Genomic DNA, 19382 nt, shown 5'->3' with positions numbered 1-19382 from the left:
GTAGCGCTTTGTCTGATGTTTCTGGTTCGTCGTCCGGTGTGGCCGGGGAGGCGACCGCTGGGCGTCTCCCCGGCCTGGTCCGGGTGTGGCGGCCTCGGGGGGCGCTTGACTTGCTGGGGGTGCTTTCGCCGCATATGCGGGGGCGGCGGGATCCGGCGTTCCGGATCGGGCGGGACGGGTCCGTGTGGCGGGCCTCGTATACGCCGGACGGGCCCGGGACGTTGCGGCTGCGGTGGAGCGGCGGCGTCGTGGAGGCCACGGCCTGGGGGGACGGGGCGGAGTGGCTGCTGGACGGCGTCCCGGAGCTACTCGGCGACGCCGATGAGCCGGACGGGTTCGTCGCGCGGGACGACGTCGTCCGGGAGCAGTTGCGCAGGCGGCCCGGGCTGCGGATCGGGCGGACGCGGCGGGTCTTCGAGGCGCTCGTCCCGGCGGTGATGGAGCAGAAGGTGCTCGGGCAGGAGGCCTTCCGGGCCTGGGCGTACCTGCTGCGCAGGTTCGGGGAGCCCGCGCCCGGCGCGCCGGATATGCGGGTTCCGCCGCCGCCTGGGGTGTGGGTCCGGATTCCCTCGTGGGAGTGGCATCGGGCCGGGCTGGAGGCCGTCCGGGCCCGGACGATCATCTCCGCGGCGCGCGTGGCGGGACGGCTGGAGGAGGACGCGGGGGAGGCGCGGCTGCGGTCGCTGCCGGGCATCGGGGTCTGGACGGCCGCCGAGGTCAGGCAGCGCGCGGTGGGCGACCCCGACGCCGTCTCCGTCGGCGACTACCACCTGCCCGGCATCGTGGGCTGGGCGCTGGTGGGCCGCAAGGTCGACGACGCCGGGATGCTCGAACTGCTGGAGCCCTACGCCGGTCATCGCTACCGGGTCACCCGGCTGCTGGAATCGTCCGGCAGGCGTCCGCCGAGGCGCGGCCCCCGGCTGCCGATCCGGGACTATCGGTCGTTCTGACCGGGCCCGGGTCCGGGGTCGGGTGGCGGCGGAGCCAGAAGTGGTCGCGGGCCCAGTCGAGGCCGTCGCGGCTGTCGGCGCCGAACAGGGGGCCGAGGACGGCGAGTGCGGTGATGAGGGCGAGCACGTACAGCATGGTCTGTCCTTTGGGATCGCAGTAGAGGAGCGTCCCGCGCGGGGCGATCGGTTGGTGCGGGGTGTCCGCCTCTTTCCGTCGCACCACCAGTTTGACCCGGTCCAACGTTCAGGTCCAGCGACTGTTTCTGGAGGGATTGTGTAAGAATCTCTTCACTATGTTGGATCTCGGCAGGTTGCGGGTGCTCCGCGAACTCAAGCTGCGCGGGACGCTCGGGGCCGTCGCCGAGGCGCTCGGGTACACGCCGTCCGCGGTGTCGCAGCAGCTCGCTCAGCTGCAGCGGGAGGTCGGCGTCCCGGTCGTCGAGCGGGCGGGGCGGCGGCTGCGGCTGACCGAGGCGGGCGAGGTGCTCGCCGAGCACGCGGACGCGCTGCTGGCGCGGGCGAAGCGCGCGGAGGAGGCGGCGCTCGCGGCGAGCGGGCAGGTCGCGGGGGTGGTGCGGCTGGTCGGATTCCAGACGGCGTTGCTGCACGTCCTGGCGCCCGCGCTGCCCCGGCTGGCGGAGGCGTATCCGGAGCTGGTGGTGGACGTCCTCGACGAGGAGTTCCACCGCGTCCTCCAGGCCCTGGTGCTCCAGGAGATCGACGTGGTCCTGACGGACGAGTACTCGCACCTGCCGCGCCCGCGCCGTCCCGAGCTGACGGCGGAGGTCCTCATCACCGAGGTCATGCGGGTCGGGCTGCCCGAGGACCATCCGCTCGCGCGGGACGGCGGCCCGGTCCGGATGGTCGACCTCGCCGGATGCCCGTGGGCGACGGGCCATGTCGGCACCAACCACGGTGACCTGCTCGAACGGACGTGCGTGGAGCTCGGCGGCTTCCGTCCCGACGTCCGCTGCCGCTCCAACGACCTCATGGTCATCTTCGCGATGGTCGCGCGGGGCGGCGCCGTCTGCCTCGTCCCCGATCTGGCGCTGGCGGAGCGGGAGGAGGGCATCGTCGTCCGGGACGTGGCCGACGCCCGCGTCGACCGCCGCATGGTCCTCTGGACGCGCGTCGGCGCGGACGCGCGGCCGTCGGTCAGGGCCGTCCTGGAAGAACTCCGCCGCTCGGCGGACGCGCTCGTCGAGCGTCGGCCCAGCTGTATCCGCGGTGTGGCCTGATCAGGCGCCGACGTGCAGCGCCTGATCAGGTGCCGACGAGCGGCAGGCGCCTCCCGAAATTGCCGATGCCGTCCGTGCGGCGGGACGCCTCCAGGCGTTCGGCGGGCACCTCGCCATAAAGGGTGGTGCGCTGCTTGGCCGGACGGCCCGCACGCGCCGCTATCGCTTCCAGTTCGCTGATGGGCTTGAAGGAACCGTTCTCCGACCCGGCCATGCGGCTGATGGTCTCTTCCATGAGCGTTCCGCCGAGGTCGTTCACGCCCCCTTGGAGGACGCGCGTGCAGAGTTCGTCGCCGAGCTTCACCCACGATGTCTGGATGTTGGGAATCGCGCCGTGGAGGAGGATGCGCGCCAATGCGTGGACGGCCACGTTCTCCCGCACGGTCGGCCCCGGACGCGCCAGACCGGCCAGGTAGATGGGCGAGTTGTGGTGGACGAACGGCAGCAACACGAATTCGCTGAACCCGCCCGTCCGCTCCTGGATGGAGCGGAGCAGCTTGATGTGCGCGACCCAGTGCGACGGGTTGTCCACGTGCCCGTACATCATCGTGGACGTCGTCGGAATGCCGATCTCGTGCGCGGTGGTGACGACCTCGATCCACTGGTCGGTGGGCAGTTTCCCCTTGGTCAGCACCCAGCGGACGTCGTCGTCCAGGATCTCGGCGGCCGTCCCGGGAAGTGAGTCGACACCGGCCTCACGCGCCGCCTCCAGCCATTCGCGGATCGACAGGTCGGTCCGGGACGCGCCGTTCACGACCTCCATCGGGCTGTAGGAATGCAGATGGATGTCGGGGGCCCGGCGCTTCACCTCGCGGGCGAGGTCGAAATAGGCGGTGCCCGGCAGGTCGGGATGGATTCCGCCCTGCATGCAGATTTCGGTGGCGCCCGCGTCCCAGGCCTCGTCCACGCGGTCGCCGACCTGGCTCAGGGAGAGCGTGTAGGCGTCGGCATCGGTTCGGCGCTGCGCGAATGCGCAGAATCGGCAGCCGGTGTAGCAGACGTTCGTGAAATTGATGTTCCGGGTGACGACGTAGGTGACGTCGTCGCCGACCGTGTCGCGGCGCAGATCGTCGGCCAGTTTGGCGAGGGCGTCGAGTTCTGGGCCGTCGGCGTGGAGCAGGGCGAGTGCTTCGTCGTCCGACAGTCCCGCAGGGTTCTGCTCCGCGCGCGCGAGAGCGGCCTTTACGTCGGCGTCGAAGCGCTGTGGGGCGGACATGCGGTCGCGTAGCGCGTCCCAGTCGCCGTACACCTCGTCGAAGTCGTCGCGCCGGTCGCCGGTCCGGCCGGTCGTGTCGATCTCGGTGTGCAGCTCGGTCCGTCCGGACGCCTCGAACCCGCCGTCGGGCTCCTGCCACGGACGTCCCTCAAGGACGGCGTCCTCCCGCGCGAGACCGGTCGCCGGGTCGGCGAGCGCCGCGACGTGCCCGGTCAGCCGCGGATCGAGCCACGGCTCGCCCCGACGCACGTAGTCCGGATAGATCGTCAGGCGTTCGCGCAGCTCGAACCCCGACTCGGCGGTTCTCGCGGCCAGCTCGTCGATCTGCGGCCACGGCCGCTCCGGGTTCACGTGGTCGGGCGTCAGCGGGGACACGCCGCCCCAGTCGTCGATCCCGGCGCGCAGCATCAGCGCGAACTGGTCGGCGACCAGGTTCGGCGGCGCCTGCACGCGCGCCTTCGGGCCGAGGACGAGCCGCGTCACCGCGATCGTCGCGGCCAGCTCCTCCAGCTCGGCGTCGGGGGTGTCGCGCATCTTCGTGTCGGGCTTGGCGCGGAAGTTCTGCACGATGACTTCCTGGATCGCGCCGTACTCGCGCATCGTCCGCCGGATCTGGAAGATCGCGTCCGCGCGCTCCTCGGCCGTCTCGCCGATGCCGATGAGGATGCCCGTCGTGAACGGCACGTTCGTGCGGCCCGCGTCCTCAAGGACCCGCAGACGGACGGCCGGGTCCTTGTCCGGCGATCCGAAGTGCGGGCCGCCGCGCTCGCTGAACAGCCGCGTCGCCGTCGTCTCCAGCATCATCCCCATGGACGGCGCGACCGGCTTCAGCCTCTGGAAGTCGCGCCAGGTCAGCACACCCGGGTTCAGATGCGGCAGCAGCCCGGTCTCCTCCAGCACCCGGATCGCCATCGCGCGGACGTAGGAGAGCGTGTCGTCGTAGCCGTGCGCGTCCAGCCACTCGCGGGCCTGCTTCCAGCGGTCCTCGGGACGGTCGCCGAGCGTGAACAGGGCCTCCTTGCAGCCCATCTCCGCGCCCTGCCGCGCGATCTCCAGGACCTCGTCCGGGCTCAGGTAGGGCGCGTCCAGCTTGTGCGGGACGGTCGCGAACGTGCAGTACCCGCAGCGGTCCCGGCACAGGCGGGTCAGCGGGATGAACACCTTGCGGCTGTAGGTGATGACGCCCGGCCGCCCGGCGGCGTCCAGACCGGCGTCCCGGGTGCGGGCCGCGTAGGAGAGCAGATCGTCGAGCTGCGCCCCGCGGGCTCCCAGCAGTGTCGTGGCCTCGGATCGGTCCAGTGTCTTGCCGTCACGCGCGCGGGCCAGCGCCCGGCGAAGCGCGGAGCTCATGGCGTCCATGCGGGGCACTCTATGTCAATCGTCATATTCCGCACGGAGCCGGACCCCCGGAAAATTCCGGACACACCGATCAGCCCGCCCGGCCCGCGATCTATTCCTCGCTCAGCGAACCTCGATGAAGTCGTCCGGGCTGCGCGGCGGGCGATCGCGCGGCGGCGCGGCCGGGTGGCCGACGCCGACGGCGCCCATGGGGTCCCAGTCGTCCGGCAGGTCCAGGGACTCGCGGACGACGTCGCGGCAGAACATCGTGCTCGACACCCAGCAGGAGCCGAGCCCCTCCACCGCCAGCGCGACCAGCAGGTTCTCCACGCCCGCCCCGGCCGCGACGACGAACATCTCGCGCTCGGCCGTGGACCTGCGCTCGTCCGGATAGTCGTGCGAGCCGTCCATGACCAGGCACGGCACGACCAGGTACGGGGCCCGCCGCAGCACCTCGCCGCGCCGCAGCCGCCTGGTGATCGACTCCTCGGAGAAGCCGTCGCGGCGCAGATCGGCCTCCCAGGCGTCGCGCATCGCGTCCAGCAGCCGCGTCCGCGACTCCGCCGACTCCAGCAGCACGAAACGCCACGGCGTCGTGTGGTGCGGCGCCGGAGCGGTGATCGCGGCGGCGACGGCCCGCCGCACCGCCGCCGGGTCGACCGGATCATTTGTGAACTCGCGGATCGTCCGCCGCGCCCCCAGCACCTCGGACGGCCCGTACCGGAACATGTCCTCCTCGGCCGGACGGACCAGCACCCGCGCGCCCGGCCCGTCCTCCCTCGTGACCAGCCCGGACAGGCCGCGCACGACCGCGACCGGCACCCCGTCGAGCTTGCCCTTCACCAGCTCCGCCGCGGCCGCGACCTCGTCGGCGACGGCGGTGATCGTGGCTTCGAGGCGGTTCCCGTGCGCGTCGTCCCGGCCGCGCAGGTCGCTCAGCGGCTCCAGGCCCGCGACGCCGATCGCCGCGTCCGTCAGCCCGTTCCGCCAGGGCCGCCCGAGCGTGTCGGACACGATCACGGCGACGTCCACCCCGGCCCGCTCCCGCATCCCCGCGCGGATGCGGCGGGCGGAGGCGTCCGGGTCCTCCGGCAGCAGCAGGACCGTACCCGGCGCCGTGTTGGACGCGTCCACCCCGGCGGCGGCTAGAACGAGCCCCTGCCGCGTCTCCACGATCCGCGTCTCGCCACGCGCATGGGCCCGCCGCGCCACCACCCGCACCGTCTCGGCGTCGATGGCCTTCTCCCGGTCGTCCGCGACCAGGACCCGCCCCTCCGCCTTGCTGACGATTTTGGACGTGACGACGAGCACATCGCCGTCCGCCACCGTCCCGCCCGGAATCAGCGCGGCGATGTCGTCCCCCGCCACCACCTCCGGCAACCCAGAGACCCCGAACACCTCGATCCTCACAGGGCCTCCTCCTCCTGCTTCAGCTCCAAGGCGAGGTCGACGGCGGCCCGTCCGATGGCGGCGGTGGCGTCCGCGTCGGTCATCAGCAGCGGACGCGACCGCACCTCGATGCCCTCCACCCGCACGTCCGCGTCGGCCTCGTCGACGAGCCAGCCGTCCAGCAGCCCGAGCCCGTACAGCTCGGCGACCGCGCGGGCCGACGTCTCCACGCCGATCGCCGTCAGGCACGCGTCCGCCATGCCGCGCACGGGCGCGCCGCCGATGATCGGCGAGACGCCCACGACGGTCTTGGCCGCGATCGCGTCCCGGATCCCGGGCACGGCCAGGATCGTCCCGATGCTGACCACCGGATTGGACGGCGGGAACAGCACCACGTCCGCCGCCTCGATCGCCGCGATCACCCCGGGCGCCGGCGCGGACTCCTCGGCCCCGACCGCCGCGATCGACAGCGCCGGGACGGACGCGCGCAGCCGCACCCACCATTCCTGGAAATGGATCGCCCGCCGCCCGCGCTCGTCCTCGATCACCACGTGCGTCTCGACCTGGTCGTCGGTCATCGGGATCAGTCGCACGCCCGGCTTCCACCGGTCGCACAGTGCCTCGGTCACCGCCGACAGCTTGTAACCGGCCGCCAGCATCTGCGTCCGGACGATATGCGTCGCGAAGTCGCGGTCGCCCAGCCCGAACCAGTCCGGCCCGACGCCGTACGCGCCGAGCTCCTCCTTGACGGCGAACGTCTCGCCCGCCCGCCCCCAGCCCTGCTCCTCGTTGATGCCGCCGCCGAGCGTGTACATCACGGTGTCCAGATCGGGGCAGACCCGCAGCCCGAACAGGGAGATGTCGTCCCCCGTGTTCCCGATCACGGTGATCTCGGCCGCGGGGACGGCCGACCGGAGCCCACGCAGAAAGCGAGCGCCCCCGATACCGCCCGCCAGCGCCACGATCTTCATGCGATCACCCTATTCACCCAGGGCGCCCCCGATCCCCCACGGGTTCTAGGACGAGCCACAACACCCCACTTGGACAAGACCTGAACCGAGGTCACGGGTCGTGCGACCGGAGGCGCCCCGCGCCGGAGGTCGCACGACCCGACGGTCGGGGGGCCGTTTCACGAGACGCGCCAGCGGCTCGGGAAACGGTTCACCGACCGTGACGGGGTTACAGGGGTCGCCCCCTGGGCTGGAAGCGCCGTTTCACGAGACGCGCCAGCGGCTCGGGAAACGGCCCCCCGGCCGTGACGGGGGTTCCAGGGGGTCGCCCCCCTGGGAGATAAAGTATGCAAAGCTTTGCCGTGTAATCGGATTGCCTCGGTCTGGGAGAATTCACCGTGAACAAGGAAGCCGTCCAGCGCCTGCGCGAACCGGCCGCCTGGGTACTGATCGCGTCTGCGGGTTTGCAATTGCTCGCGGGCATCATCACGCTTCTCGGGGACGACGCTCCCTTCACGCTCAGCGCCCTGGTCGAGACCCGCGACGGGATGTTCCTCCAAGTCGGGACGGTCGGCCTCCTCGTCCTGGCGGTCCTGCTGGTGACCTGGGGTGAGACGCCCACGCCGCAGGCCCGGACGATCACCATGGGAGCGCTCGGCGTGCTCGGCGGCGTCGCCCTGTTCGGCGTCATCTGCTGGCTCGCCGGAATGCTCACCGACTCCGACACCACGAAAGCCCTCACGAAACTGTCCGTCTTCCTTATCGGCGCCGGGAAGATCGCCGTGGTCGGCATCGGCGGATGGTTCGCCTACACCGTCTTCCAGGGGCTGCAGCCGGCGCGTCCGCAGCCGCAGATGCAACCGGGCTACGGCGAATTCGGATACCAGCAGGGGCAGCCCGGCCAGCCGGTGCAGCCGGGCCAGCAGGGGTACGGCCAGCAGGCCGCCTACGGCCAGCAGCAGTACCAGCAATACCAGCAGTACGGCCAGCAGCAGCCGGGCGCCGAGGGGCAGCAGGCGGCGCAGCCGGGCTACGAGCAGCAGCAGTACGGCCAGCAGGCGTACGGCCAGCCCCAGCAGCAGTACGGCCAGCAGCAGGACTACCAGCAGCAGTACGGCTACCAGGCGGGCCAGCAGGGCTATGAGCAGCAGCCGGGCCAGCCGGGCCAGCAGGCGGCGCAGCCGGGCTACGAGCAGCAGGCGTACGAGCAGCAGCAGGGTCAGCAGGGTCAGCAGCCCACCGAGCAGGAGGAGATGGGCGAGTGGACCCGCGCGTACGGCGGTAGCGGCCAGGAGCAGGGCCCGCAGGGCACGCAGCCCGCGCCGCCGCAGCCTGGCGCCGGCGAGCAGCAGGACGGCGACTGGTACCGGGACAACCGTCCCCCGCCGCCGCAGTAGCCGCCCCGGAACGCCCCCCGGAACCGTCCCCGGAACCCCCTCCGGTTTAAGTGATCTTCATCAAAGGTCCTCCCCGGCCATCCCGGCATAACCCGCTTTGTCGCCCCGGAAAGCTCTATCGGCTTGACGGGGCGGGCGCTACACGCGTGTAATTTCGTCGGTGTAGTTTCGATGCCTTCTCGGGGGAAGGAACCGGAGGGAAGGCATTGACCAGGGGGTTCCACGGGCAGGGAGGTGCGCTGTGAGCGAGGTGGTCATCCCGCTGGCGCACGGCACAGACGGCGAAGAGATGGGCTGGCAGGAGCGCGCCCTGTGCGCGCAGACCGACCCGGAGGCGTTCTTTCCGGAGAAGGGCGGCTCCACTCGCGAGGCCAAGAAGGTGTGCCGGGCGTGCGAGGTGCGTACGGAGTGCCTGGAGTACGCGCTGCAGCACGATGAACGTTTCGGCATCTGGGGAGGTCTCTCCGAGCGAGAACGTCGCAAGCTGAAGCGCCAGGCCGTCTGACGCCGTCGCCGGGAAACCGCGGGGAGGCGGCCGGGTAGGGGAGACCCGGTCGCGCGACCCGCGGATCTCCGGGATCCGAGGCGAGTCCCGTACGGCCGCGCGTACAGTTATCAGCCGTGTCGGCCCCCGGGCCGGCACGGCTGCTGATGTCTCAGCCGGCCCTGCCCTGAACCTGTCGTCCCACAGATCGAGCGATCCTTGTCCCCCACTCTCGATCGCCATGTCGTCACGGCCGTCCTCGTCGCGCACGACGGTGCGCGGTGGCTCCCCGAGACGCTGAAGGCGCTGCTGACGCAGGCGCGTCCGGTGCAGCGCCTCGTGACCGTGGACACCGGGAGCCAGGACCGCGGGCCCGCCGTGCTCGCCGAGGTCGTCGGCGCGGAGAAGATCCTCACGCTGCCCCGCACCACCGGATACGGGGAGGCGGTCGCGGAGGCGCTCCAGCAGGACGCCGCGTCCGAGCCCGTCCCCGACGACGACCCCGGAAGCTCCAGAACCGAATGGATCTGGCTCCTGCACGACGACTCCGCGCCCGCCCACGACGCGCTCGCGCAGCTGCTGCGGACCGCGGACACCGACCCGAGCGTGGCCGTCCTCGGCCCGAAGGTCCGCGACTGGGACGACCGGCGCGTCCTGCGGGAGGTCGGCGTCACGGTCGACGCCGCCGGACGCCGCGAGACGGGCCTGGACGCGCACGAGTTCGACCAGGGGCAGCACGACGGCGTCCGGGACGTGCTGTCGGTCGGCAGCGCCGGGATGCTCGTCCGCCGCGACGTGTGGGACAAGCTGGGCGGCTTCGACGCCGACTACGGCCTCTTCCGCGACGACCTCGACTTCTGCTGGCGGGTGCACGCCGCCGACCACCGGGTCGTGACCGCGACGGACGCGGTCGTGTACCACGCGGAGGCGTCCCGGCGCGGGCTCCGCGAGACCGGCATGACCGCCGAGCATCCGGCCCGCCGCGACCGGCGCAACGCCGTCCACACGCTGCTGGCCAACCAGCCGCTCGGCGCGATGCTGCGGTCGCTGCTCCGCAACGTGTGGGCGTCCCTCGCCCACGCGCTCTACCTGACGGCCACCAAGCAGCCAGCCGCGGCCCGCGAGGAGCTGCGCGCGCTCGGCGACGTGCTACGCGACCCGGGCCGGGTGCGGGCGGCGCGGGCGGCCCGCGCGGACGGCCGGAAACGCGTGTACCGCACCGTCCGGCGCTTCCAGGCCCGATGGGTCGTGCTGCGCCGCACGGTCGAGGCCGTCTCCGAGTACCTCGCCGCCCACGAACGGGAACGCGAAGACCGCGACGACGACGAGGCCCCGTCCGACGAGCCCGGCCCGATCCGGCGCCTGCTCGCCCGCCCCGGCGTCCTGATCGTGCTCGCGCTGGCCGCGGTCGCGGTCGCCGCGGAACGTTCCCTGCTCACCGCCGCCGGACGGCTCGGCGGCGGCGCGCTCGTCCCCGCGTGGGGCGGCGCTAGCGACCTGTGGGCCCAGTACCTGTCCGGCTGGCATCCGGTGGGGCTCGGCAGTGACGCGGGCAGTCCGCCGTACGTGGGGGTCCTCGCCGTCCTGTCGACGGTGACGCTCGGCAAGCCGTGGCTGACAGTGTCGGTCCTGCTGCTCGGCAGTGTGCCGCTCGCGGGCCTCACCGCCTACCGTGCGTCCCGGCTGCTGGTGACGGAGCCGACGCGGACCGGACGCCGCGCGCGCGCCAACGCCCGCCGTATCCCGGTCAGCGCCGTCCGGGCGTGGTTCGCCGCCGTCTACGCGCTGCTGCCCCCGGCCACCGGCGCCATCGCGGGCGGACGGCTCGGCACCGCCGTCGTCCTCGTCCTGCTGCCGCTGATCGCCGTGAACATCGCCCGGGTGTACGGGCTGCCGCGCTCGGAGGCCGCCGCGCTCGACGTCAGGACGCGCCGCAAGCGCGCGGGCCGGGCGGCGTGGGCGGCCGCGCTGCTGCTCGCCGTCGCGATGGCGTTCGTCCCGCTCACCTGGCTGATCGCCGTGATCGCCGCCGCGACCGTGTGGGCGCTGTTCGACCGTCCTGGACGGCGCGCCCGCCGCAACCTCGTCATCGCGCTCGGCGTCCCGCCGCTGCTGATGCTCCCGTGGACGGTCGGGCTCCTGCTGAACCCGTCGCGCTGGCTGGTCGAAGCGGGCCTGCACCGCTGGTTCGAGCCCGCCGCCGCGGCCGACCTGCTCGCCCTCGACCCCGGCGGGCCCGGCACGCCCGCGCGCTGGGCCCTGGCCGGTCTGCTCGCCCTCGCCGTGTGCGCGCTGCCGCTGCGCAGCCGCCGCTACACCGTGATGGCGGGCTGGCTGCTGGGCGTCTACGGGCTGCTCGTCGCGATCCTGACCAGCGCCGCGACCGTCGCCAAGGGCGCGGACGAGGCGCCCGTCTGGCCCGGCGTCGCGCTGATCTTCGCCGGGGCCGGGGTGCTGCTCGCGGCGACGGCGGTCGTCCAGCGCGCCACCGAGGCCCTCGCGGGCAACCACCTGATCTACAAGGCGGGCGGGGCGGTCGTCGTGCTCGCCGCGCTCACCGCCCCCGTGCTCGCCGCCGGATTCTGGGTGGCGGGGGGCGCGGGCGGCCCGCTGGGCAAACTCGACCCCGACGCCGTGCCCGCGTTCGTCCACGGGGCGGGCGGGGCGAGGACGCTCGTCCTGCACAAAGAGCCGAACGGACGCGTCTCCTACACGCTCCTCAGGGACGCCCGTCCACGCATCGGTGAATCCGAAGTCGCGGACGGCGGCCCGGCCCACGACCGTTTGGACGACCTCGTCGCCGGTCTGGCAGCGGGCCGCGAAGGCGACGACGGTCCCGCACTGACCCGGATGGGCGTCCAGTACATCCTGGTGCCGCATCCCAAGACGGACCCCATCACCGAGGTTCTCGACTCGGCGCCCGAACTGACGCGCCTCAGCCGCACGGACACGTTCGCCGTGTGGCGGCTCCAGACACCGTCCGCCCGCATGATGCTTCTGGAAGGGCCTAACGTCACGCCCCTTCCCGCAGGACGGATCGACGCCCGCATGCAGATCCCACCCGGAAACGGCACGCGCACCCTCCTCCTTGCCGAACCGTCCGACGGCGGGTGGGACGCCACCCTGAACGGCCAAGCCCTCCAAGAACGGGAAGTGGACGGCTGGGCGCAGGGCTACGACATTCCCGCCGCCGGAGGAGAGTTCCAGCTGACCAGGTCTATGACGATGCGTCACATCTGGATCGCCGTCCAAGGCGTCGCCGTGCTGCTCGTCGCCGTCCTGGCCCTGCCGGGCGCGCAGGCCGACAACTTCAAGTCCACCGGCGAACACGGACGCAGACGCGAACGTGGACGTGGGCGTGAACGCGAGGGAGAACGCGGGCGCGGCCGTGGACGGCGAGGTCGCCGCCGGGGAAGCCACGTCCGCGTCGAGCACGACTCACCGCCTCCGGTGGAGGACCCGAAGCCGGAGGAGGTCTCGTGAACGCCCGCAAATTCATGAACCCCCGCAAGCTCATGGCCTCCGGCAAGCTCCTGAACCCTCGCAAGTTCATCAACGTGGACAAGCTCGCGAACACGGACACGCTCCTGCGCCTTTTCGGCATGCGGTACGCCTCCGCCGCCCTCATGCTCGTCGGCGTCGCCGCCCTGTACGGGGCCGCGACGTTCTCCCGCCCAGGGGACGCGTCGGCGAACGGTAAGGACGTCCCCGTCACGTCCGCGGTGCTGGTCTGCCCCGGCCACGAGGACGGACGGCTGGCCGTCCAGTCCCTCCCCGCCGGTCAGAAGGGCGGCCGCGTCGACCTGGCGCCGACGAAGGGCGGCTCCGCGCTCGCGTACATGACGTCGCCCGGCCAGGCCTGGACGAAGGACACCGGATCCGGCGACGACTCCTACACCCTCCGCGCCACCGGCCCCATGGCCGGCGGGCTCGCGGCCGAACAGACCACCTACGAGGACGGCGGCGACGACCGCGGCCTCGCCGGCGCCCGCTGCGCCGCACCCGCCACCGACCAGTGGTTCATCGGTCCCGGCCCCGTCGCCGCCGACGAGCTCGACCTCTACCTCACCAACGTCGACCCCAGGCCCGCGTCCGTGGACCTCATCGCCCTGTCCGGCGAGGGCCCGCTCGACACGACCGACGGACGCGGCGTCCGCGTCGACCCGTACACCACCAAGGTCGTGAAGATCGGCGAAGCGCCGGAGGGGCTCGGCGACGTCGTCAAGAGCGCCGCCGACCTCGCCCTGCGCGTGCGTGCCAGCGGCGGCCGGGTCGCGGCGTCCCTGCGCGTCCGCGCCGGGGAGAAGGAGGGCGTCGAGTGGCTGCCGCGGTCGCCCGCGCCCGCGTCGTCGGTCGTGGTCCCCGGCGTGCCCGGCGGCCCTGGAAAGCGCCGGTTGCTGATCTCCGTCCCCGGCGAGGCAGACGCCAGGATCAGGACGCAGGTGATCACGAAGGACGGCGCGTTCGCCCCGCAGGGCCAGGACGTCCTCGACGCGCCCGCCAAGACCGTCACGTCCCTCGCCGTCGACAGCGCCCTGGTGGGCAAGGCGGGCGCGATCCGGCTCGTCGCGGACCGTCCGATCCTCGCCGGGTTCGCCGCCGAGCGCGGCGCGGACATCGCCTACGGGACGTCCACGCCCCCGCTCGCCGGGTCCGGGCCTGGCATCGTCGCCGACAACCGGTTCGACTCCTCGCTCGTCCTCACCGCCCCGGCGGGCGCGGCGACCGTCGAGGTCACGGCCATGAACGCCACGGGCAAGGGCGCCCCGCAGGAGATCAGGATCCCCGCCGGGCGGACCACAGAGACCGCCCTGGCGGCCCCGAACGGCGACGCCAAGGACGACACCGCCTACGGCGTCGTGATCACCCTGAAGCCCGGCTCCGGGCCCGTCCACGCCTCCCGCACGCTCGCCAAGGGCAAGGACGACGACTACCTGTTCACCGTCCTGCCGATCGTGCCCGCCGCCACCATCGTCCACCTGCCCGACACCGCGGACTCCCAGGGCACCCTGACCCCGGGCTGATCGTGGTCGCCGGTCACTCGTCGGGCGAGTCGTAGCTCGGGTCGACGGATTCGGGGGAGAGGCCGAGGAGATCGGCCACCTCCTCGACCAGGAGGTCGCGGATCAGGCGGGCCAGTTCGGCCTCGCCCTTCGCGCGCGCCTCGACCGGACGCCGGAACACCGTGATGCGAACGGGACGGTCGCCTTCACTGGGAACGGTGGGCCGAGCGGAGCTCGACGTCTGATTGGTGGTGGGTGGGGGCTGGAGGACGGTATGGCCGAGGGGGATCGGGCCGTCGAACGAGGGCTCGACGCTCGGAACCTCCTCGACGGTGAACCGCACCCCGGCCAGCTCACGGCCCCAGCGGCCGCCCAGCCGCCGCACCTCGTCGTCGACGAGGTCGTCGAACCGTTCGGCGCGGGTGCGCGAGACGGGCGCCTGCGGGGGTGTCAGAGGACCACGAACGCCTCGGCCGTGCCGATCGCGGCGCCGTACGCCTGCCACACGGGATCGCACGCCACAAGCGTACCTCCACCGCGCCTCCACCTCGCCGAACACGTGTGCAATGGCCATACGGTGAGGGTCGGAGCCCACACGGAATGTAGTTGTTACCTCGGAAATCCACCGGTAACGGCGACACGTTCGGCCGGGTGGTGGCGGAGCCGGTGGCAGGGAGGTACGGTCAGCCATCGTGAGCCCCGTCCGCACCTGCTCTCGTACCGCCTGCAAGGCGCCCGCAGTGTTCACGCTCACGTACGTCTACCGCGATTCCACCGCGGTCCTGGGGCCGCTCGCCACGTACGCCGAGCCGCACTGCTACGACCTGTGCGCGGAGCATTCGGAGCGGCTCACCGCCCCGATGGGGTGGGAACTGGTGCGGCTTCCCGTCGAGGAGGAGTCCGAGCCGAGCGCCGACGACCTGGAGGCCCTCGCCGACGCCGTCCGCGAGGCCGCGAAGCCCGCTCCAGGCGCGGCCCACGAGCCGGTCGGGCAGGGCACGGAGGTCGGACGCCGCGGCCATCTGCGTGTGCTGCGCTCCGAGCCCGCGGGGAAGCAGCCCGTCCAGGAGTGACGTCTCCGGGCACGGTCCACGTCCCGACCTGGGGTGATGTCGCGGGCGGTGAGATCGTCCGGTGGCTTGGCGGCGTCGCGGCGGGTCGCGTCCGCCCTTCCCGGTAGGCTCGTGAACCCCGTTTCTTTGGGACAGGGCTCAGCGGACAGGGAGCAGGAGTGGGCGACCTCGCCAAGATCTTCAAGGCGTACGACATCCGCGGCGTCGTGCCGGACGAACTCGACCCCGCGACGGCCGAGGCGGCCGGCGCGGCGTTCGTGCGGGTGACGGGCGCGAGCGCGATCGTCACCGCCCACGACATGCGGGAGTCGTCCGTGCCGCTGGCCGAGGCGTTCGCGCGCGGCGCGACGTCCCAGGGCGCGGACGTGATCGAGGCCGGCCTCGGCTCCACCGACATGCTGTACTACGCCAGCGGCAGCCTTGACCTGCCCGGCGCGATGTTCACCGCGAGCCACAATCCCGCCAGGTACAACGGGCTGAAGCTGTGCCGCTCGGGCGCCCGGCCGGTCGGCCGTGACACCGGCCTCGCCGAGATCCGCGAGATGATCGAGCAGGGCGTCCCGGCCTATGACGGCGAGCCGGGGACGGTCTCGCGCCGCGACATCCTCAAGGGTTACGCCGACCATCTGAAGACGCTGGTCGACCTGTCGTCGATCCGTCCGCTGAAGGTCGTGGTGGACGCGGGCAACGGCATGGGCGGGCACACCGTCCCGTCCGTTTTCGAGGGCCTGCCGATCGAGCTGGTGCCGCTGTACTTCGAGCTGGACGGCACCTTCCCCAACCACGAGGCCAACCCGATCGAGCCGGAGAACCTGCGCGACCTGCAGGCGAAGGTCCGCGAGACGGGTGCCGACATCGGGCTGGCCTTCGACGGCGACGCCGACCGCTGCTTCGTCGTGGACGAGCGCGGCGAGATCGTCGCACCGTCCGCGATCACGGCGCTGGTCGCGACGCGCGAGCTGGCCAAGCACCCCGGCTCCTCGATCGTGCACAACCTGATCACGTCGCGGGCCGTCCCGGAGATCGTCGCCGAGCACGGCGGGACGCCGGTCAGGACGCGGGTCGGGCACTCGTTCATCAAGCAGACGATGGCGGAGACGGGCGCGGTGTTCGGCGGCGAGCACTCGGCGCACTTCTACTTCCGCGACTTCTGGTTCGCCGACTCGGGCATGCTGGCCGCGCTCCACGTCCTCGCCGCGCTCGGGGAGCAGGCCGAGGTGGTAGGTCGGGGTCGGTTGGTCGGGGAGGCACTGCCGCTGTCGGCGCTGCTGCGCGAGTACACGCGCTACGTCGCGTCGGGCGAGATCAACAGCGAGGTCGCCGACCAGGACGCCGCCACCACCAACGTCCGCGCGGCCTTCGCCGGACGCCCCGGGACCGCGATCGACGAGCTCGACGGCCTCACCGTCAGCGACGACGCCGCCGGGTGGTGGTTCAACCTGCGGCCGTCGAACACCGAGCCGCTGCTGCGCCTCAACGCGGAGGCGGGCGACGACGCGACCATGGCGGCGGTCCGCGACGAGGTCCTCGCCCTCGTACGGAAGAAGTGACCGGTGCGGAGACGTGACCGGGTGCGGACGTAGTACCGCGTACGGAAGAAGTGACCGGCCGCGGGAGAGAGCGACCCCCGGGGGCGGGAGAAGCGACCGAGAGGGAGAAGTGACGCTGCCATGACGTTGAAGCTCGACTCCTGGCTCCTGGAGATCCTCGCCTGCCCCAACTGCGGCGGCGACCTGCGCGCCGACGAGGGGGCCGCCGAGCTGGTGTGCACCGGGTCGTGCGGCTACGCCTACCCCGTCCGCGACGACATCCCCGTCCTGCTGGTCGACGAGGCCAGGACCCCCGCTCCGTGACGTCGGGGCTCGATCCCTCACGGCTGGACGACGCGGCCGTGGCCGAGGCGGCCGATCCCGGGGGGATGCTGCGGCAGGTCGCGTCGTCGGCGTCGCAGGTGCGGGAGGCGCAGCGGGCGGTGGCCGAGGCGGGCATCGCGAGTCTCGCCGAGGACGGCAGGCCCCGCGCGGTCGTCGTCGCGGGCATGGGCGGCTCCGGGATCTCCGGTGACGTCCTCGCCGCGGTGTGCGGCGTGGGCTGCGCCGTCCCGGTGACGACGGTGCGCGGCTACCGGCTACCCGGCTGGGTGGGCGCCGCCGACCTCGTCATCGCCGTGTCCTGCTCGGGCAAGACGGAGGAGACCCTTGAGGTCGCCGCGGAGGCGGCCCGCCGGGGATGCAGGCTGCTGTTCGTCGGCGGGACGGATTCGCCGCTCGCGGAGCTGTCCGACAGAAGCCGCGGTGTGTTCGTCCCGGTGCGTTCGGTGGGGCAGCCGCGTTCGACGTTGTGGGGCCTCACGATCCCGCTTGTCCTGGCGGCCCGCACACTGGGTTTGGCGGACGTGCCCGACGCGGTCCTTGAGTCCACGGCGGGGCTGCTGGAAGACGTCGCGTACCGGTGCCGTCCGTCCAGCGAGCCGTTCGTCAACCCGGCCAAGCGGATGGCGCTGGACATCATGGGCGACGTGCCCCTGGTGTGGGGCTCGTCCGCGCTGGCGGCCACGGCGGCGTACCGGCTGTGCTGCCAGCTCAACGAGAACGCCAAGTACCCGGGCGTCTTCGGCGAGGTCCCGGAGGCCGACCACAACCAGGTGATGGCGTTCGACGGCCATTTCGCGCATCGCGGCGGCGGCGTGACGCCGTCGTCCGGCCCAGGAGGCCCTGACGGCTCTGACGACCTGGACGACTTCTTCCGCGACCGCGCGGACGATCCCGAGCACGGCCTGCACCTCGTCCTCATGCGGGACGTGGACGAGCATCCGCAGGTCCGCAAGCGGTGCGACGCGTCCGCCGAGATGGCCCGCGCCCGGGGCGTTGCCGTCACCGAGATCGGGGCGGAGGGCGAGCACCCGCTGGAGAGAATCGCGACTCTGATCGCGCTGGCTGACTATGTCACGGTTTACTTGGCTATCGCGCTGGGTGTGGATCCCACTCCGGTGCCTGCCATTCAAGAGCTCAAAGCGAGGATTGCGTAGAGATGAGTGCTGAGGGCGGAACCAAGGCCATCGTCGCCGCGCTGGCCGCCAACCTCGGGATCGCGGTGTCGAAGATGGTCGCGTTCGCGTTCACCGGTTCGTCGTCGATGCTCGCCGAGTCGATCCACTCGATGGCGGACTCGGGGAACCAGGGGCTGCTGCTCCTCGGCGGCAAGCGCTCCAAGCGCGAGCGGACGCAGCAGCACCAGTTCGGCTACGCCCGCGAGCGCTACTTCTACGCGTTCGTCGTCGCGGTGGTCCTGTTCACCGTCGGCGCGGTGTTCTCGCTGTACGAGGGCTACCACAAGATCTCCCACCCGGAGGAGGTCAAGGCGCCGGGCTGGGCGTTCGGGGTGCTGATCGTCGCGATCATCATGGAGACGTTCTCGTTCCGCACCGCGATCAAGGAGTCGAACCTGGTCCGCGGCGAGCAGTCCTGGTGGACGTTCATCCGCCGCGCCAAGGCGCCCGAGCTGCCCGTCGTCCTGCTGGAGGACCTCGCCGCCCTCGTCGGCCTGTTCCTCGCGCTGTTCGGCGTGTCGATGGCGGTGGCGACCGGCGACGGCGTCTGGGACGGCATCGGCACCGTGGCGATCGGCGTGCTGCTCGCGGTCGTCGCGACGATCCTGGCGATCGAGACGAAGAGCCTGCTGATCGGGGAGGGCGTCGCGCCCGAGCACGAGGACGCGATCATCGAGGCGCTGGAGTCGGTCGAGCAGGTCGACCACCTGATCCACATCCGCACGGAGTACCTCGGCCCGGACGCGCTGCTCATCGCCGCCAAGATCGCCGTGAACCACGATGACACGGCCGCCGACGTGGCCCGCGGCATCGACGCCGCCGAGGCCAAGATCCGGGCGCGGTTCCCGGAGGCGAAGCTGATCTACCTGGAGCCGGCGCTGGACGAGGCGCCGCGCAAGAGCGCCACCGGAACGGCGACGCCGAAACTGGACAAGGCGGACACGGACGCGAACACGGACGCGAACTCCCCGGAGACCCCGGCGTCGTCCTGACGGCGTCATCGCCGCCGTGCCGGTCGCGTGACCGCGGTGGGACGTCGGAACGAACATGGGACCCCTCGCCGGGCGGCCGACGCCGTGCCGGTCGACCCCAGCCCAGGCAAGACCGGCGAGTGCCTCCGCAGAGGCGCGAACCACGGCCGTCCGGCGAGGTGCTTCCCATGCCTCCCCACCCGGACCCCTGAACACCGGGTGGTTCTGGTGTGACCGCGGCAGCCCGCCGAACCCCCTACGCCGACGGTGCCGCCTTGCGGTCACGGTTAGAACACTACGTTCGCGGCGGTCTCCGGCACGTCC

At 72.2% G+C, this 19382-nt stretch carries 15 protein-coding genes; 11 read left to right on the top strand and 4 right to left on the bottom strand.

Features of this window, described 5'->3' with window-relative positions; genetic code table 11:
• Positions 1–119: 119 nt before the first annotated feature.
• Together ACH34T_RS37260 and ACH34T_RS37255 are read left to right on the top strand one after the other, a co-directional pair.
• Positions 120–950 (top strand): DNA-3-methyladenine glycosylase family protein, encoded by an 831-nt coding sequence (locus ACH34T_RS37260; protein ID WP_396025694.1) that lies wholly within the window; start codon positions 120–122, stop codon positions 948–950.
• A 293-nt stretch (positions 951–1243) separates the two neighbouring features.
• Positions 1244–2188 (top strand): LysR family transcriptional regulator, encoded by a 945-nt coding sequence (locus tag ACH34T_RS37255; RefSeq protein WP_396025693.1) that lies wholly within the window; start codon positions 1244–1246, stop codon positions 2186–2188.
• A gap of 25 nt (positions 2189–2213) precedes the next feature.
• Here ACH34T_RS37255 and ACH34T_RS37250 read toward each other — a convergent pair whose 3' ends face one another.
• From ACH34T_RS37250 to cofD, 3 genes are all read right to left on the bottom strand, one after another.
• Positions 2214–4763 carry a bifunctional FO biosynthesis protein CofGH gene (locus tag ACH34T_RS37250; protein WP_396025692.1) on the bottom strand — a complete coding sequence of 850 codons (2550 nt, stop codon included), beginning with the start codon at positions 4761–4763 and terminating at the stop codon, positions 2214–2216.
• A gap of 102 nt (positions 4764–4865) precedes the next feature.
• The gene (locus ACH34T_RS37245; RefSeq protein WP_396025691.1) at positions 4866–6152 is read right to left on the bottom strand and encodes a coenzyme F420-0:L-glutamate ligase; all 1287 of its coding nucleotides are present in this window, start codon (positions 6150–6152) and stop codon (positions 4866–4868) included.
• Positions 6149–7102 (bottom strand): 2-phospho-L-lactate transferase, encoded by a 954-nt coding sequence (cofD, locus tag ACH34T_RS37240; protein WP_396025690.1) that lies wholly within the window; start codon positions 7100–7102, stop codon positions 6149–6151. The genes ACH34T_RS37245 and cofD overlap by 4 nt, the downstream gene beginning before the upstream one ends.
• Before the next feature lie 377 nt (positions 7103–7479).
• Between cofD and ACH34T_RS37235 the strand changes: the two genes are divergently transcribed.
• The 4 genes from ACH34T_RS37235 (at position 7480) to ACH34T_RS37220 (ending at position 13986) form a co-directional block, all read left to right on the top strand.
• Complete coding sequence (locus tag ACH34T_RS37235; protein ID WP_396025689.1) at positions 7480–8478, top strand: hypothetical protein; 999 nt, start codon at positions 7480–7482, stop codon at positions 8476–8478.
• Between the two features lie 289 nt (positions 8479–8767).
• On the top strand, positions 8768–8983 hold the full coding sequence (locus tag ACH34T_RS37230; protein ID WP_171064042.1) for a WhiB family transcriptional regulator: 216 nt from the start codon (positions 8768–8770) through the stop codon (positions 8981–8983).
• A gap of 198 nt (positions 8984–9181) precedes the next feature.
• On the top strand, positions 9182–12445 hold the full coding sequence (locus tag ACH34T_RS37225) for a glycosyltransferase (protein ID WP_396025688.1): 3264 nt from the start codon (positions 9182–9184) through the stop codon (positions 12443–12445).
• The gene (locus tag ACH34T_RS37220) at positions 12442–13986 is read left to right on the top strand and encodes a DUF5719 family protein (protein ID WP_396025687.1); all 1545 of its coding nucleotides are present in this window, start codon (positions 12442–12444) and stop codon (positions 13984–13986) included. The genes ACH34T_RS37225 and ACH34T_RS37220 overlap by 4 nt, the downstream gene beginning before the upstream one ends.
• 13 nt (positions 13987–13999) lie before the next feature.
• Here ACH34T_RS37220 and ACH34T_RS37215 read toward each other — a convergent pair whose 3' ends face one another.
• Positions 14000–14482 (bottom strand): metallopeptidase family protein, encoded by a 483-nt coding sequence (locus ACH34T_RS37215; protein ID WP_396025686.1) that lies wholly within the window; start codon positions 14480–14482, stop codon positions 14000–14002.
• A 175-nt stretch (positions 14483–14657) separates the two neighbouring features.
• On the opposite strand from ACH34T_RS37215, the gene ACH34T_RS37210 reads away from it, so the two are divergent.
• The 5 genes from ACH34T_RS37210 to ACH34T_RS37190 all read left to right on the top strand — a co-directional run bounded on the left by ACH34T_RS37210 (position 14658) and on the right by ACH34T_RS37190 (position 19079).
• Positions 14658–15038, top strand: coding sequence for a DUF3499 domain-containing protein (locus ACH34T_RS37210; RefSeq protein WP_396025685.1), 381 nt, complete (start codon positions 14658–14660; stop codon positions 15036–15038).
• A 158-nt stretch (positions 15039–15196) separates the two neighbouring features.
• Positions 15197–16588, top strand: a complete 1392-nt coding sequence (locus tag ACH34T_RS37205; protein WP_396025684.1) for a phosphomannomutase/phosphoglucomutase — start codon at positions 15197–15199, stop codon at positions 16586–16588.
• A 120-nt stretch (positions 16589–16708) separates the two neighbouring features.
• The gene (locus ACH34T_RS37200; protein ID WP_396025683.1) at positions 16709–16891 is read left to right on the top strand and encodes a Trm112 family protein; all 183 of its coding nucleotides are present in this window, start codon (positions 16709–16711) and stop codon (positions 16889–16891) included.
• Positions 16888–18066: an SIS domain-containing protein gene (locus ACH34T_RS37195; protein WP_396025682.1), complete on the top strand. Its 1179-nt coding sequence runs from the start codon at positions 16888–16890 to the stop codon at positions 18064–18066. The genes ACH34T_RS37200 and ACH34T_RS37195 overlap by 4 nt, the downstream gene beginning before the upstream one ends.
• Before the next feature lie 2 nt (positions 18067–18068).
• Positions 18069–19079 carry a cation diffusion facilitator family transporter gene (locus ACH34T_RS37190; RefSeq protein ID WP_396025681.1) on the top strand — a complete coding sequence of 337 codons (1011 nt, stop codon included), beginning with the start codon at positions 18069–18071 and terminating at the stop codon, positions 19077–19079.
• The last annotated feature ends 303 nt before the right edge of the window (positions 19080–19382 follow it).

The sequence above is a fragment of the Actinomadura sp. 9N215 genome (genome assembly GCF_044326345.1).
Lineage (GTDB): Bacteria > Actinomycetota > Actinomycetes > Streptosporangiales > Streptosporangiaceae > Spirillospora.
The sequence above is the reverse complement of the archived record's forward strand: the minus strand, read 5'-3'. Positions and strand labels throughout refer to the sequence as shown.

Excerpts from the sequence above, each read along its gene's own strand:
- ACH34T_RS37255 (WP_396025693.1), top strand. The coding sequence starts at position 1,244 with ATGTTGGATCTCGGCAGGTTGCGGGTGCTCCGCGAACTCAAGCTGCGC.
- ACH34T_RS37250 (WP_396025692.1), bottom strand. The coding sequence starts at position 4,763 with ATGGACGCCATGAGCTCCGCGCTTCGCCGGGCGCTGGCCCGCGCGCGT.
- cofD (WP_396025690.1), bottom strand. The coding sequence starts at position 7,102 with ATGAAGATCGTGGCGCTGGCGGGCGGTATCGGGGGCGCTCGCTTTCTG.
- ACH34T_RS37230 (WP_171064042.1), top strand. The coding sequence starts at position 8,768 with ATGGGCTGGCAGGAGCGCGCCCTGTGCGCGCAGACCGACCCGGAGGCG.
- ACH34T_RS37200 (WP_396025683.1), top strand. The coding sequence starts at position 16,709 with ATGACGTTGAAGCTCGACTCCTGGCTCCTGGAGATCCTCGCCTGCCCC.
- ACH34T_RS37190 (WP_396025681.1), top strand. The coding sequence starts at position 18,069 with ATGAGTGCTGAGGGCGGAACCAAGGCCATCGTCGCCGCGCTGGCCGCC.